This is a genomic window from Olsenella sp. An285 (assembly GCF_002159625.1).
Lineage (GTDB): Bacteria > Actinomycetota > Coriobacteriia > Coriobacteriales > Atopobiaceae > Thermophilibacter > Thermophilibacter avicola.
This window is the reverse complement of record NZ_NFIZ01000001.1, coordinates 94,225-107,193: the sequence shown is the minus strand read 5'-3', so window position 1 is coordinate 107,193 and position 12,969 is coordinate 94,225. Positions and strand designations below refer to the sequence as shown.

At 67.3% G+C, this 12,969-nt stretch carries 14 protein-coding genes; 3 read left to right on the top strand and 11 right to left on the bottom strand.

Annotated features, from left to right (window positions below; genetic code table 11):
- Positions 1-34 precede the first annotated feature (34 nt).
- Positions 35-916: an acyl-CoA thioester hydrolase/BAAT C-terminal domain-containing protein gene (locus B5F79_RS00490; RefSeq protein ID WP_087216950.1), complete on the top strand. Its 882-nt coding sequence runs from the start codon at positions 35-37 to the stop codon at positions 914-916.
- 77 nt (positions 917-993) lie between these two features.
- On the opposite strand, the gene B5F79_RS00485 is transcribed toward B5F79_RS00490, so the two are convergent.
- The 7 genes from B5F79_RS00485 to B5F79_RS00455 all read right to left on the bottom strand — a co-directional run bounded on the left by B5F79_RS00485 (position 994) and on the right by B5F79_RS00455 (position 6,306).
- Positions 994-2,901 (bottom strand): heavy metal translocating P-type ATPase, encoded by a 1,908-nt coding sequence (locus B5F79_RS00485; RefSeq protein ID WP_087216949.1) that lies wholly within the window; start codon positions 2,899-2,901, stop codon positions 994-996.
- Positions 2,902-3,008: 107 nt separating this feature from the next.
- Positions 3,009-3,284: a metal-sensing transcriptional repressor gene (locus B5F79_RS00480; RefSeq protein WP_087216948.1), complete on the bottom strand. Its 276-nt coding sequence runs from the start codon at positions 3,282-3,284 to the stop codon at positions 3,009-3,011.
- A gap of 377 nt (positions 3,285-3,661) precedes the next feature.
- The gene (locus B5F79_RS11080) at positions 3,662-4,486 is read right to left on the bottom strand and encodes a TipAS antibiotic-recognition domain-containing protein (RefSeq protein ID WP_206390933.1); all 825 of its coding nucleotides are present in this window, start codon (positions 4,484-4,486) and stop codon (positions 3,662-3,664) included.
- An 81-nt stretch (positions 4,487-4,567) separates the two neighbouring features.
- Positions 4,568-4,951 carry an MmcQ/YjbR family DNA-binding protein gene (locus tag B5F79_RS00470; RefSeq protein ID WP_087216947.1) on the bottom strand — a complete coding sequence of 128 codons (384 nt, stop codon included), beginning with the start codon at positions 4,949-4,951 and terminating at the stop codon, positions 4,568-4,570.
- Between the two features lie 32 nt (positions 4,952-4,983).
- Positions 4,984-5,304 carry a type II toxin-antitoxin system PemK/MazF family toxin gene (locus B5F79_RS00465; RefSeq protein WP_206390931.1) on the bottom strand — a complete coding sequence of 107 codons (321 nt, stop codon included), beginning with the start codon at positions 5,302-5,304 and terminating at the stop codon, positions 4,984-4,986.
- Entirely contained in the window at positions 5,294-5,539 is a 246-nt protein-coding gene (locus tag B5F79_RS00460; protein WP_087216945.1) for a type II toxin-antitoxin system RelB/DinJ family antitoxin, read from the bottom strand. Before B5F79_RS00460 ends, B5F79_RS00465 begins: the two co-directional genes overlap by 11 nt.
- A gap of 119 nt (positions 5,540-5,658) precedes the next feature.
- A complete protein-coding gene (locus B5F79_RS00455) occupies positions 5,659-6,306 on the bottom strand; it encodes a GNAT family N-acetyltransferase (protein WP_087216944.1) in 648 nt (215 codons plus the stop codon).
- Positions 6,307-6,697: 391 nt separating this feature from the next.
- On the opposite strand from B5F79_RS00455, the gene B5F79_RS00450 reads away from it, so the two are divergent.
- Together B5F79_RS00450 and B5F79_RS00445 are read left to right on the top strand one after the other, a co-directional pair.
- Positions 6,698-7,480: a class I SAM-dependent methyltransferase gene (locus B5F79_RS00450; protein ID WP_087216943.1), complete on the top strand. Its 783-nt coding sequence runs from the start codon at positions 6,698-6,700 to the stop codon at positions 7,478-7,480.
- Between the two features lie 407 nt (positions 7,481-7,887).
- The gene (locus B5F79_RS00445) at positions 7,888-9,132 is read left to right on the top strand and encodes an ATP-binding protein (protein WP_087216942.1); all 1,245 of its coding nucleotides are present in this window, start codon (positions 7,888-7,890) and stop codon (positions 9,130-9,132) included.
- A 4-nt stretch (positions 9,133-9,136) separates the two neighbouring features.
- Here the strand turns inward: B5F79_RS00445 and B5F79_RS00440 are convergent, their stop codons facing one another.
- From B5F79_RS00440 to B5F79_RS00425, 4 genes are all read right to left on the bottom strand, one after another.
- Positions 9,137-9,973: a helix-turn-helix transcriptional regulator gene (locus B5F79_RS00440; RefSeq protein ID WP_087216941.1), complete on the bottom strand. Its 837-nt coding sequence runs from the start codon at positions 9,971-9,973 to the stop codon at positions 9,137-9,139.
- Between the two features lie 193 nt (positions 9,974-10,166).
- On the bottom strand, positions 10,167-11,834 hold the full coding sequence (locus B5F79_RS00435) for a hypothetical protein (protein WP_087216940.1): 1,668 nt from the start codon (positions 11,832-11,834) through the stop codon (positions 10,167-10,169).
- 5 nt (positions 11,835-11,839) lie between these two features.
- Positions 11,840-12,148 (bottom strand): DUF1648 domain-containing protein, encoded by a 309-nt coding sequence (locus B5F79_RS00430; RefSeq protein ID WP_087216939.1) that lies wholly within the window; start codon positions 12,146-12,148, stop codon positions 11,840-11,842.
- Positions 12,149-12,178: 30 nt separating this feature from the next.
- A complete protein-coding gene (locus B5F79_RS00425) occupies positions 12,179-12,925 on the bottom strand; it encodes an ABC transporter ATP-binding protein (protein WP_087216938.1) in 747 nt (248 codons plus the stop codon).
- Positions 12,926-12,969 lie beyond the last annotated feature (44 nt).

The window sequence follows — 12,969 nt, the reverse complement described above, 5'->3', positions numbered from 1 at the left end:
TCCGCTGTGGAGCCTGTCGTTGGGAAGTGGAGACATGGAACGGTTCACCGTCGAGCAAGACGGCTTCTTCGGATTCCTCCACTTGCCGGAGCGGCACGTCGAAGCGTACTCCGGCAAGGCGCTCATCGTGCTCGGCGGCAGCGAGGGCAACGAGAACATCCCGCGCAACCTCGGTGCGCGTTTCGCACGGGAGGGCATCGCCGCACTCGGCCTGTGCTACTGGAACGTGCCGGGACTCCCCGATGAGCTCATCGAGGTGTCGATCGAGCCAATCGAGCGTGCCGTCGCCTATCTCCGGCAGCGTGGCTTTGACCGCGTGGCGATCTACGGCATCTCCAAGGGCGGCGAGCTGGCGCTTCTCGCCGCCTCGCTCATGCCTCAGATCACCTGCGTCGTCGCCATCTCCCCGCTCGCCTGCGCCATGCCGGGCATCACCGGCAACAAAAGCCTTGCCGGCAAGGGTCTGAGCGACCGCTCGAGCTGGACCTGGCGCGGCGAGCCCGTGCCCTGCGCGCGAGGCGGCGGGAGGCTCCCCTACCTCGGCATCATCCGCCGTATCGTCACCGAGCGCCAGCTCGACATGCGCTTCGTCTACGAGCGGATCGTCGAGCGCGCGCCCAAGGAGGCCTGGATTGCCGTGGAGCGCATCAACGGGCCAGTCCTTCTCGCCAGCCCCTCGCATGACGCCATGTGGCCGAGCGACGAGGCCTGTCGGATCGTCGAGCAGCGCCTCGCCAAGCACGCCCATCCCTTCGAGATCACGCGACGCTCCTACGAGTACGCGAGCCACATCCTCGTGCCCATGGAGACACCCTCGCTCAAGCTCTTCCGCGTCGAGCGCGCCCACCCCGAAGCATGCCGGCAAAGCCGCGAGGACGCCTTCACCCAGACGCTCGCGTTTCTCGCCCGGTGGTAACGGATGCTTCTACAGCGACGCCTCGTAAGCGTCAATCATCAAGCTCGCCGCTAGGCCGAATACCGCCCCTAGCAGCCTTACCGAACGCGCGGCTTCCATCCCAGTAGAAGCGCTGAGTTGACGATAACGAGCACCGAGCCCGCGTTGTGCACGAGGGCGCCCGCCACAGGGTTCAGGACGCCCGAGATGGCGAGCGCGATCGCGATGAAGTTGAGCGTCATCGAGAACGTGAGGTTGATCTCGATGGTCGTCATCATGCGGCGGGAGAGGCGCAGGAGGTGCGGTAGCTCGGCGATGTCATCGTTCACGAGCGCGATGTCCGCCGCGTCGACGGCGATATCGCTGCCGACGCCTCCCATGGCGATGCCCACAAGCGCGCGCTTGAGCGCAGGCGCGTCGTTGACGCCGTCGCCGACCATACAAACGCCCTTGCCCGCGCGCTCCGAGTCATCGATGAAGGAGAGCTTGTCCTCGGGCAGGCATGCGGCCTTGTAGGTGGTGATGCCGAGTTCGGCAGCCACGTGGGCGGCCGCCACCTCGCGGTCCCCCGTGAGGAGCACCGGCTCCACGCCCGTCTCCCACACTGCCGAAAGCGTAGCGGTGGCGTTCTCGCGCACGCGGTCGGCGAGCGCGATGAACCCCGCTGCCGCGTCGCCCCAGCCGAGATAGGTGATCGTTGCCCCCTCGGCGCGCGTAGCGTCCACGCGCCTCCCCAGCGCGTCCGGTATAGCCAGACCGTGCTCCGCCAGCAGCGCGGCGCTGCCGGCGTACACCGTGCGCCCGCCCACCTCGGCCACTACGCCGCGACCGGGCACCATGGCAAAGGACGTTGGGTCCTTCGGCGCCACTCCGGCGTGCTCCGTGGCCGCGGCCACGATGGCGCGCCCGAGGGGGTGCTCGGATCGCTTCTCGGCCGCGCCGGCAACTGCGAGCAACGCGTCCTCGCTCACGTCCTTCTCGCCCGCGCACACGGCAACCACCTGCGGCTCCCCCGTGGTGAGCGTGCCTGTCTTGTCAAAGCACACGCGCCTGACCTGCGCCAGGCGCTCGAGCGCGTCCCCCTCGCGCACCAGAAAGCCGTGCCTGGTGGCGTTGCCGATCGCCGCCATGATGGCCGTGGGTGTGGCGAGCACGAGCGCGCACGGGCAAAAGACGACGAGGATGGTGACCGAGCGGATGATCTCGCCCGTCACGAGATAGGTGAGAACTGCTGCCACAAGGGCGATGACGACGATCCACACCGCCCAGCGGTCGGCGAGGTTCACGATCTTGGCCTTGCCGGCGTCGGCCGACTGCACGAGGCGAATCATCCGCTGGATGGATGAGTCCTCGCCCACGCGCGTCGCGGCCATGTCGAACGAGCCGAACTGGTTGACCGTGCCGGATGACACCTCGTCCCCCGGGCCCTTGTCCACCGGCAGGCTCTCGCCGGTCATGACCGCCTGGTTCACCGAGGTCTGACCGGAGACGATGACGCCGTCTACGGGCACGGCCTCCCCGGGCAGCACGCGTAGGATGTCGCCCACCTGAACGGCTTCCGCCGCGATGGTCTCCTCCGCCACGGGGCGTGGCTCCCCGCCCTCGGCCGTTGCGCGGGCGATGCGCCGTGCCGTGCGCGGCGTCAGATGGACGAGCCGTTCGATGCCGGCGCGGGCGCGCGCCACGGTGAGCTCCTCGAGCAGCCCGCCGAGCTGCATGATGAAGGCGACCTCGCCCGCAGCGAAGTCCTCGCCGATGAAGACGCTCGCGATGAGGGCGAGCGAGACGAGCACGTCGGCCGTGATGTCGAACTCCGTCACGAGGCCGATGACGGCCTCCAGGATGATGGGCACGCCGCACAGGATGATGGCGACCCATGCGATCGAGAACGGAAACGGCTCGACGCCCGCGAGCGAGAGCACGAGTGCCACGCCCGAGACGGCGAGAAACGCGATGTTGCGCTTAGTGCCGCCCCACTCCAGCAGCTTCTCGAGACCTTCGATCATGGGCTCTCCCGTCCTTCTCGCCGGCGCGTTTTGATACCTATACCCCTATGGGTATAACGCTTTGAGGGAGAGGAGTCAAATCCGAAGTTCTTTTTTCAGCTGGGGCACTAAATCATGTTGGCGAAACGCTCGACGGCCTTGGTGAAGTCGGCAACGGTCTTGTCCGCGTCCCCGTGCTCGATACCGTCGCGCACGCAGTGTTGGATGTGCCCCTCGAGCACAACCTGGCCGCATCGGTGCAGGGCGCTCTTCGCTGCGTTGATTTGCGAGAGGATGTCCTCGCACGGCACGTCCTCGTCAATCATGCGATCGATGGCCTGCACCTGGCCGATGATCTTGTGCAGACGCCTGTGAAGGTTCGCCGCATCCATGCACTGCCTCATCGCATCCCCTCTCCGCGCCGCGCGCGATTACCAAAACCTTTCCGCCATCATAGCGGGCCGGGCCGGACAGCGCATCGCAGATGGTCTTCGTCCTGTTACGGCCCCCTTTTGACAACCCTGAACGCACGCCATGTCCCGCCTATACCCGATAGGTGGAGCATTCACACTCGAGGATGCCCGGAAAGGCGTTGACGACGTAGAGCGGAACGTTTACCAGCCAATCCTGTTGCTTCAACCCGCGCAGCGGGAAGCGCACCGCCATCGTGGCAAGGCCCGCGACGAGCTCATCTGCGGCGATCGCTCAAAGTGTGATCCGATACTACCCGTTTCCCACATGTACTGATGCAGGCAACCCTAAAGACAGCCACGCAAGACGATCACGCGCACACGCGGATCGCGTCGCGCAGGAACTGCGTGGCACCGGGCGCCACCTGCTCGTAGTAGGCGCGGAATCGCTCGTCTGAAATGTAGCCCTCCGCCAGACCCTTGTGCGCCTCGGGTGTGTAGGTACCCTCCGGCCAGTACATGCGCAGCCAGCGGGCGTGCATCGCCACGAGCTTGCGTGCCTCGGAGCCCGCCGGGTCGCCCGCCTCCATCGCACGGAGCAGCTGCTCGTTGATGGCGACCGCCAGCTCTTCCGCCTGTAGGTGAGCCGCTTCGCCCATCGCCAGGTACTTCTTGTTGGCGGCATCCACCACCTCGTCGCCGTACGCCGCGCGCGTCTCCTCGCCGTAGGTCTTCTCGTTCTCGGCGACCTCACGCCAGCGGCGAAGCGTCGGCAGCACCGCACCCAAAAGCGACGCCGCCTCGTCCACAGTCCAACCCATCGCCTCGGCCATGCGCGGCGCGCAGTCTTCGATCATCTCGTCCATCGTGGTCTCGTAGGTGTAGGCGCCCCCGTCGTAGCACCATCGGCAGAAGTCCTCGGCCTCGGAACCGTCCGCCTCATGACCGTGCTGGCCGGGGCCGGTGAACATCATGCCGCAGCTCTGGCAGTAGTGCTCGGGCATGTCGAGGAGCTCCGTTACGGGGACGTCCAGCTCGCGCGCGATGAGCTTGAGCATGTCGATGCCGGGCTCGGTGGCTCCGCATTCCCACCGGCTCACCGCCTGCCTCGTGATGTAGAGCCGACGCGCCAGCTCCTCCTGGGTGAGCCCGCGCTCGCGGCGCAGGCGGGCGAGCGCGTCCTTGAGCATGATCATCGGGGGCTCCTCTCGTCTGGGTCCTTCTCGCCCATTGTCCCGGAGGCCGGGCCGCCCGTCGAGCAACAGATCGTTGCACGGCTACCCGCCGGCGACCTCCCGTTGCACGCGCTTGGGCAGCCTAGCAAAGACGAGGTCGTAGCTCATGTCGCAGAGGTCGAGCACGAGCCCCTCGGGAAGGTTGGCGTCCAGGTCGACGGAGACCCACGTGCGCCCGTCGGAGTAGTAGCCGGGAAGAACCGCGCCCGGATGCTCCGCGCGCAGCTCCAGGATGCGGTCGGAGTCGCACTTGAGCGAGAGCAGGTGGCGCCCCGCGTAGGGCGGCTTGGCGTCGGGCGAGGCAGTGAACTCGCAGGCGAACTGCCTGTCGCCAACCCAGTACACCATCCAGCCCCACTTCTCGTGGAGGGCCTTCGTGGCGCCGGGGCGCGAGAGCAGATGGGCGTCTATGCGCGAAGAATCCATAGGACACCTCCCCCATACCTCACGACTACAGCTTATGAGATGTCCAAGACCATGGCGAGCTTTGCCGTCACCTCGTCCATCCGGTCACGCTCCAAAACGCCAATCCTCTTGCCCAGCATGCCACGACTCACCGAAGCGATCTTGTCAGCCATGACAAAGCTCGTGCGCTCAAGTCCGTTTTGAGCGAAGGGCTCGACGCGGACTCTCGTCGGCATTCCCGAACTCTCATAGGTCGTCATCAAGCAGAGGACAATGGAGTCGAACCCAGCAACGCTGTCGCTCTGCACGATGACAACCGGACGAGCTTTGCTTGCGTAAAGATCGTCGCGCATCGTCCAAATCTCACCGCGCATCACTCATCATCCTCAGGGCAAGTCGGTCGGAAAAGTCCGCCGCCTCCTGCTCGGTTGCGAAGGCCTCGATCTTGGGCTCAGGCAGCCGCACCTCAAACGGAAAACCCCGATGGGCATTAAAAGCAGACACGAAGATGCGCATCGCATCCGCCGGCGTGGTGCCCAGAAGCCTTGTCGTCTCGCGGAAGCGCTCCGCCTCAGCGTCCTCCACGCGCGTAGCAAGTTGTGAACTCATAGTGACCTCCAGCAATATGTTGATATTTGCTATGTATTGTACCCACTTGATAACAGATGACACCACCATGATGAGAATCAGTTACGGTTGCGAGGGGTGAATCGCGGTTCCGGACGCGCTCATAAGATAACGAAGCGGTAGGAGCCTGGACGAAGGGAGTCGCGCCCGGAGGCGACCCAGGGCACGAGACCTCCCTGGAGGTATGCCCTCCCGGCGAGGCCGGGGGCGGTCAGCACCCGCAGGGCGGCCGCGCGCGCCCGTTTGAAGGGGGCTCCCCCTCGGGCACTCTCGTCACGCCCGCCGAGCGGCGGCACCATCACGGCCTCCCCGTCGTCGCCGGAGACCTCTCGGAAACCGAACCTCTCGTAGAGGCGTGCGGCGGGGTTGGAGCGCCGCACCGAGAGCGACAGCGCGGGGTAGCCGAGCTCTGAGCACCGCTCGATGAGGGAGGAGAGCAAGGCGGCCCCCAGCCCGCGGCCGCGATGGCCCGGCAGGACGGAGACGGCGAGCTCCGGCACGCCGTCCCCCGCGAAGCCGTAGCCGCGCATGAGGCGCGCCCAGGCGGCCCCCACGACCTCGCCGCCCTCCTCGGCGCAGACGGCGACGTCGCCGGTTCGGCCGAAGCCCTCGACGTAGGCGCGCAGCGCCGGGTCCGCGGTCACGGAGCGCGGCGGGCGCGGCTCGCCCGGCTCGGTGTGGATCGCCTGGTACAGGAACTCGTCCAGCAGCCCGTACTCGCCGGGCAGCATCTCCCTGATTCTCGACATAGCTGTCCCTCCATCCGATAGCGAAAGCGTCAGGCGTCATCGGCTAGAGGTCCGTCGTCATGCGCGCCTCCTCGGGAGGGGATATCTGAGGCGATTGTACCCGCAGGGGGCACATGGACGCGCGGAGACCAGGGGGCGCCCCGCGGGAGGTTCCCCCAGGGCTAAGGGGCCTGCGATCGCGGCAATAGCGGCAGGCTGCACGTGTTCGTGAGCAGGAGAATGATTTGGACGTCGGGCAGGGCCCTCCGGGTTTTCCAGTTGCAGCTCGAGCACCGCGCTCTCCGCCCCTCACCCACCCCGTATGCCCGCCATCAAACTCTGGCGAGAAGGTAAGCTTGAGAACACATACTGGACGCATGCGTCCAGCGGGCAGAAAAGAAAGGGGGAGCCTATGGCGTCCTATGACTTCGACGGCGAGAGGTACGAGCGGGCCTCCGCCCATCAGCGTGCGTGGGGCGGCGACCTCATGTCCCTTCTTGACCTCAAGGGCAACGAGCGTGTGCTCGACTTGGGGTGCGGCGACGGCGCGCTCACGGAGCGGCTCGCTAGGCTCGTACCCGCGGGCTCGGTCCTTGGGATTGACTCCTCTGAGGGTATGGTCGCTACAGCCAGAGCCCACCATCAGGCGGACAATCTCGGCTTTTCCCTCATGGACATCACGGACATGAGCTTCGAGAACGAGTTCGACGTCGTGTTCTCAAACGCCGCGCTTCACTGGGTGCACGACCACGATGCCCTGCTCGCGGCGGCACATGGGGCGCTTTGGAGCGGTGGCTGCATACTGTGGGACTTCGCCGGTGAGGGCAACTGCCAGACGTTCTTCTCGGTCATCCGCGAGGTCATGAGCGCCAAACCCTGGTCGGAGCTCTTTCAGGACTTCACATGGCCGTGGTTCATGCCGTCACGCGACACCTACGAAACTATGGCCGCCGACGCCGGCTTCTCCAGGCTCGAGGTAACCGATCTTGTCCGCGACCAAGTCTTCCCCACGGCAGAGGCGATGGTCGCCTGGATTGACCAGCCGTGCATCGTTCCCTTCCTTGCTGCGCTTCCCAAGAGCGAGCGCGCGGCCTTCCGCGACGAGGTGGTGCGACGTACGCTGAAGATGGCCGGGCGGCCAGACGGCACCTGTTTCGAGTCCTTCAGGCGCATCCGCGTGTATGCGATGAGATAAAGTGACGCAGGCGTCATCTCAGATGTTATGGGCGCATCGTCGTACGTTTTATACCGGCGCTCATGTGCCTCTCAAATCTGGAGTGCATTCCGGATTTGAGAGGCACATACCACTGAAGCCGACATGGCACCCTCATAAAGATGTATGCCCCCAGCGTCGACATCGGCAGGACTCTGACAGGCCCCGGTGGCCCACACCCGCCCTTCATGAGCCGTGCACTCGATGAAATGGCCTCGTAGGCGGCTGCCACGCTGGCGTGGTGCATGGGGGCCGCGACCCAGGCGGGTACCCAAAGCCGATAGAGCCCACGCAGTTGTCAGCGCTGCCGGAATTTCAGGTGTAACTGAAATCTAGGACGTATTCGTGCATAGTTTCAGGTATACTCGAAACAAGAAGAGGAGGCCTATATGGACCTGCATCCCCGACGCATAAATCGTCCCCGCTACCAGCGTATCCTCGACTCGCTCCGCGAAACAGAACCGGTCAAGGTGCTCCAGGGAGTCCGCCGCTGCGGAAAATCAACGATGCTCGCCGCCTTTCGGGATCGACTCCTTGCGGACGGCGTTGCACCTCAGAACATCTTTTATCGCCGCTTTGACGAGTTCGGGCTCCCCCTTGAGCAGTCGGCGGAAAACCTCATGTCAGACCTCCAGACGGCCTTCAAGGCGGCAAATCCAACCGTAACGATGTACGTCTTCCTTGATGAGATCCAGGAGGTCGAGGGCTGGGAGCGCGTGGTCAGGCGTCTGCATACCCGTCCCGGCACCGACGTTTACATCACAGGCTCCAATGCGCACATCCTCTCATCAGATCTGGCGACGCTGCTCTCCGGTCGTCAGGCAAGCGTGATGGTCCACCCCCTCTCGTTTGAGGAATACCTTGCGTTTCGCAAGGCCTTCGACATGGATGGCTCCGAGGAAGCGGCCTTCGCTGACTACCTGCGCTTCGGTGGCATGCCCAGCCTATTCACGCTGCGAGACCGTTCGATTGAGAGCATCTCCCGCGAGCTCTCCTCGATCATGGACACCGTCGTCCTGAACGACGTTGCGCGCCGACTCAAGCTGCGCGACGTCGCCCTGCTCCAGCGCCTCATCACCTATCTATTTGCCACGGCGGGCAACCTCTTCTCCACCAACAAGGTCGTCGGTGCCCTAGCGAGCGCGCGGAGAAAAACGAGCTCCGAAACCATCGATAACTACATCGATGCGCTTGAAAAAGCTTACGTCATCTCGGAGACATCGCAGACGGGGTTGCAGGGCAAGCAGCTCCTTGCGCCGCAACGCAAGATCTACCCTGTCGACCAGGGGCTTCGGAACCTCGTGACGCACTTCTCGGCCGAAGACACGGGCTTCCAGCTGGAAAACGTCGTACACAACGAGCTGACAAGAAGGGGATACACCGTCGAGGTGGGGACGCTGAGGGTGGGCGAGGTTGACTTCGTGGCGAGAAGAAATGACGAGGTCTTCTACGTCCAGGTCTGCGCGACCATGCTCGACCCGGCAACACGCGAGCGCGAACTCAAGCCCCTGCGCGCCATCACCGACGCGTTTCCTCGGCGCGTGATAACCCTCGACCGGTTTGGTCTCGGCACGACGGAGGATGGCATCCAGGTCGTTAACGCGATTGATTGGCTGCTAAGAAGTAGTGAGTGAGAACTCATACACCGCTTGCATTGCGGCGCTTCCGCCCGATCGCCCAGAACGCGAGGAGCACGACCGCTCCACCCGCGACGGCGAACCAGTCGCGAGGAGAGCCAAGGCCGCCCGTCGCCGCGCCAAGGGCGACGGCGCCCGCGACCCAGAGCGCAGGCAGGACGGCGGCCGCCCACGTCGGGCGGGCGTAGCGACCCAGCATCCGCGCCGCCACCAGCGCGGCAGCGACGCCGACGGCTGCCGCAAGCCCGGTGAAATCCCGCACGTCAAGCAGCAGACCGCCCAGCACCAGCACGCCGATGCCCACGGCAAGCCCCACGAAGACCTGAAGCACCAGCCGCATGGCGTTGGCGGAGGCGCTCTCCCGCGCCGCCTCCACAGGGTCGCCAGACGCAGCCCCCAGAAGCTCGGCCGCGCTCCTGGCGTCGCACCCGCCCTCCTGGCGCCGCGCAACGAGGACGACCACGGCGGACACCAGCACAAGCACCGCCAGCAGCAGGCGCAGCGCCGAATCCAGGTCGTCTCTCCCCGCCGTCGCCATAATGGCGAGCACGGCGATGATGGTGACCTCGACCGCTCCCAGCGCTATCGCGAAGGCCTTCCTCTGCTGCTCGTTCTTCTCGACCATCTCGCGCATCTCGTCCACGTCCCCTCTCACCATCTCGTCGATCGTGGTGCCGAAGAGGTTCGCGAGCAGGAGCATGCTCTGGACGTCGGGCAGGGTCTTGCCGGTCTCCCAGCTACTCACCGTGACGCGGCTCACGTAGAGCCTCCGTGCGAGCTCGTCCTGGGAGAGCCCGAGCCGCTGCCTGCGCTCCCTGATCTGGTTGCCGACGTCCATGCGCGCTCCCCCATCCCTCGCGGTCTCTCCGACACCCCGAACGTAGCCGAGGGGCGCCCACGGTGCAGTATAAAGTGGTTTACAGGCCATCTGAACTGCGGAACAGGGTCTTCCGTCGAAGCTGCGCCGCTCGCGGGAGGCTCCGGGGAGGGGCCGCCGTGGGGACTTCTCGTGACGGCCCCTCCCACCGGCGTCACTCGCCCCAGCCGGGGCCCGGGAGCCCGCGGCGGGCGGCCGCGCGGAGGGCGGCGAGGCCGGCGAGCGCGCAGGCGGCGGGGGCGGCGAGGTTGATCGCGACCGCCGGTGCGGCCCCGAGGGAGCCGGCGGCGGTCGTCGAGAGGAGCCCGAGGCCGAGCGAGGCGAGGGCCCCGCCGAGCGCCCCGACCATCATGGGCAGGCCGCGCTTGACGACCTCGGCGGGCGTGGTCCAGGAGAGGTTGGGGCGCGAGGCGTCGATGGCGAGCGCGAGCGCCGCGAAGCCCGTGAGCATGCCGGCAGCCGTCACGACGCACTGGAGCACCAGGAGCGGAGCGATGCCGCCCGCCAGCAGCGCGACGGCGGAGGCCGCAACCGCCACCCCGCCGAGCACGAGGTTGGCGAGGAGCTTGGAGCCGAGCACGGTCCCGGCGCCCACCGGCGCCGTGAGCATGAGCCAGCTCGCGCGCGCCTCGAGCGAGACCGAGGGGGCGGCGGTGAGCGACATCGCACCGCAGAAACCGAAGACCCACGGAAGCGCCGCGTCGACCTGGACGCGCAGGGCCGCGACGGCCCGCGCGTCGAGCTGAACGCCGTTGATGACTCCCGAGGCGAGGAGCGCATCCGCGCCGAAGAGCGCGACCGCGCCCGCGGCCACGACCATGAGGATGAGCCCCGCGCAGCTGTTCATCGCGTAGAAGGGCATGGAGCCGATGCGGCGGAGCTCCTTGACCGCGAGGGCGCGCAGCGGGCTCGCGGCCGAGCGGGACGCCGCGACCGCATGCGCACGGCGGTGCGGCCCGGAGGTCGCCGCCGCGTTCGCCGACGGGTAGCGCGCCGCGAGGGCCCCCGTGACGAGCGCCGGAAGCGCAAGCGAGAGCGCGGCGAAGGCGGCAAAGCCCGCAGCCGAGCCCTCGCCCATCGCCGAGGCCGCCCATGCGGCCGGCGGGTAGGCGGAGGCCGCGGCCGCGGAGAGCGCGCCCGCGACGTCGCCCATCGCGGCGAGGGCGGCGGCGTCATCCGCCCCCGAAGAGGCGCCGCCGAGCGCGAGCGACCCGACGACGACGCCCGTCACCACGAGCACCGTGAGCACGAGCTGCACCGCCCCTGCGTGCCGGAACCGCACCGCGACCGACGTGAGCGCAAGCGACAAGAGCGTGGCCACCGCCGCCGGCGCGAGCGGCGCGCATACGGAGCAGAGCGCGGCGGCCACAACGCCGAGCGGGCTCACGGGCATCGCCAAAAAGTACGCCACGTAGAGCGGGGCGGACAGCAACACGGAAAGCGCAATGCCGAAACCATAGAGCGGTGCCGTGCGCGCGAGCACCGCGGTGCGCACGCTCACCGGCAGCGCCGCCACGAGGTCGTAGTCGCGGCAGCCGAACACCGTGCCCGGGGCCTTCACGAACACGAGCGCAACCGCGGCGAGCGAGCCCGCAAGCGCAGCGAGCGCCGGGATTGCCCCGGCCGCGCCAACGGCGACCATGCTGCTCCCGAGCAACCACATGTAGGCCACCGCCATGCCGGCAAGCAGGACGACGAGCGCCGCGGCGCCGAGCAGCCGCGCACGGCCCCTCCCGCCCCGGAAGCCGAGGCCGTAGAGGAGCGAACGCGCCTGCAGCGAGAGCAGCGGGCGGAGCGCACGACCAGGACGAAGGGCGGGCATCGCCATCACCTCGTCCCCAGGAACACGGTGGCGGCGGTCGCGAGGAGCGCGACGGCGGGCGCTATGTAGTACATGGCGGCGCGCCCCTCGCCCCTGCCCGCGAGCCTCGCCGAGACGAGGAGGCCGATCGCGACGCAGGCGGCGGGCACGCCGAACACCACGGCGTCCCGCGGCCAGAACGAGCTCGCCTCGCCCGTGAGGCCCCACTGCATGGGGACCTGCTCGGGCAGGATGCCGCGGGCGGCGAGGGTCACGGCGAGGGTGAGCGCGCACAGGGCGGTGCTGGCGACGATGTGGGTCTTTGCGGACTTCATGGCTGTTCCTCCTTGGTCTTGAGAACAGGTTTAGCGGCGCGACGGGATGGCGGCGTCCCTCTCGTCCACGAGCTCGAGGAACACGTCCTCGAGCGAGGCCGAGCCGCGCACCTCGTCGGTGGGGCCGGAGGCCACGAGCTCGCCGCGGCGGATCACCGCCACGGTGTCGCAGAGCCGCTCCACGACCTCGAGCACGTGGGACGAGAAGAACACCGCGCCGCCGGCGTCGGCGCGCTCGCGCAGGATGGCCTTGAGCTCGTGGGAGGCCGAGGGGTCGAGGCCCACGAAGGGCTCGTCCAGCACCAAAAGCGCCGGGTCGTGCAGGAGCGCGCCTGTGAGCACGAGCTTCTGGCGCATGCCGTGGGAGTAGGCGGAGACCGGCTCGCCGAGGGCGTCCGCGAGCTCCAGGCGCGCCGCGAGCTCGCCCGCGCGCCGCCGGCGCTCCTCCGCGCCCACGCCGAAGACGTCCGCGATCAGGTCCAGGTACTGCGCGCCGGTGAGGAAGTCGTAGACGTCGGGGTTGTCCGGCACGTAGGCCATGAGGCGCTTGGCCGCCACGGGCTCGCGCCAGACGTCGCGGCCGCAGACGCGGACCGTGCCGGACGTGGGCGGCTGCGCCCCCACCACCGAGCGGATGAGCGTGGTCTTGCCGGCTCCGTTGTGGCCGATGAAGCCGCAGATCTCGCCGGACGCCACCGCGAGCGAGAGGTCGCTCACGGCGACCTTGCCCCGGTACTCCTTCCGGTAGCGGCTCACATCGAGGACGGGCGTTTCCATGGTTCCTCCTGACGCCTCCAGTTGTTAGTTCTGCTATAGCTCAG

What these genes read in the sequence shown, in the direction of transcription:
- B5F79_RS00490 (WP_087216950.1), top strand. Translation starts at nt 35, where the DNA reads ATGGAACGGTTCACCGTCGAGCAAGACGGCTTCTTCGGATTCCTCCAC.
- B5F79_RS00485 (WP_087216949.1), bottom strand. Translation starts at nt 2,901, where the DNA reads ATGATCGAAGGTCTCGAGAAGCTGCTGGAGTGGGGCGGCACTAAGCGC.
- B5F79_RS00480 (WP_087216948.1), bottom strand. Translation starts at nt 3,284, where the DNA reads ATGAGGCAGTGCATGGATGCGGCGAACCTTCACAGGCGTCTGCACAAG.
- B5F79_RS11080 (WP_206390933.1), bottom strand. Translation starts at nt 4,486, where the DNA reads ATGATCATGCTCAAGGACGCGCTCGCCCGCCTGCGCCGCGAGCGCGGG.
- B5F79_RS00470 (WP_087216947.1), bottom strand. Translation starts at nt 4,951, where the DNA reads ATGGATTCTTCGCGCATAGACGCCCATCTGCTCTCGCGCCCCGGCGCC.
- B5F79_RS00465 (WP_206390931.1), bottom strand. Translation starts at nt 5,304, where the DNA reads ATGCGCGGTGAGATTTGGACGATGCGCGACGATCTTTACGCAAGCAAA.
- B5F79_RS00460 (WP_087216945.1), bottom strand. Translation starts at nt 5,539, where the DNA reads ATGAGTTCACAACTTGCTACGCGCGTGGAGGACGCTGAGGCGGAGCGC.
- B5F79_RS00455 (WP_087216944.1), bottom strand. Translation starts at nt 6,306, where the DNA reads ATGTCGAGAATCAGGGAGATGCTGCCCGGCGAGTACGGGCTGCTGGAC.
- B5F79_RS00450 (WP_087216943.1), top strand. Translation starts at nt 6,698, where the DNA reads ATGGCGTCCTATGACTTCGACGGCGAGAGGTACGAGCGGGCCTCCGCC.
- B5F79_RS00445 (WP_087216942.1), top strand. Translation starts at nt 7,888, where the DNA reads ATGGACCTGCATCCCCGACGCATAAATCGTCCCCGCTACCAGCGTATC.
- B5F79_RS00440 (WP_087216941.1), bottom strand. Translation starts at nt 9,973, where the DNA reads ATGGACGTCGGCAACCAGATCAGGGAGCGCAGGCAGCGGCTCGGGCTC.
- B5F79_RS00435 (WP_087216940.1), bottom strand. Translation starts at nt 11,834, where the DNA reads ATGCCCGCCCTTCGTCCTGGTCGTGCGCTCCGCCCGCTGCTCTCGCTG.
- B5F79_RS00430 (WP_087216939.1), bottom strand. Translation starts at nt 12,148, where the DNA reads ATGAAGTCCGCAAAGACCCACATCGTCGCCAGCACCGCCCTGTGCGCG.
- B5F79_RS00425 (WP_087216938.1), bottom strand. Translation starts at nt 12,925, where the DNA reads ATGGAAACGCCCGTCCTCGATGTGAGCCGCTACCGGAAGGAGTACCGG.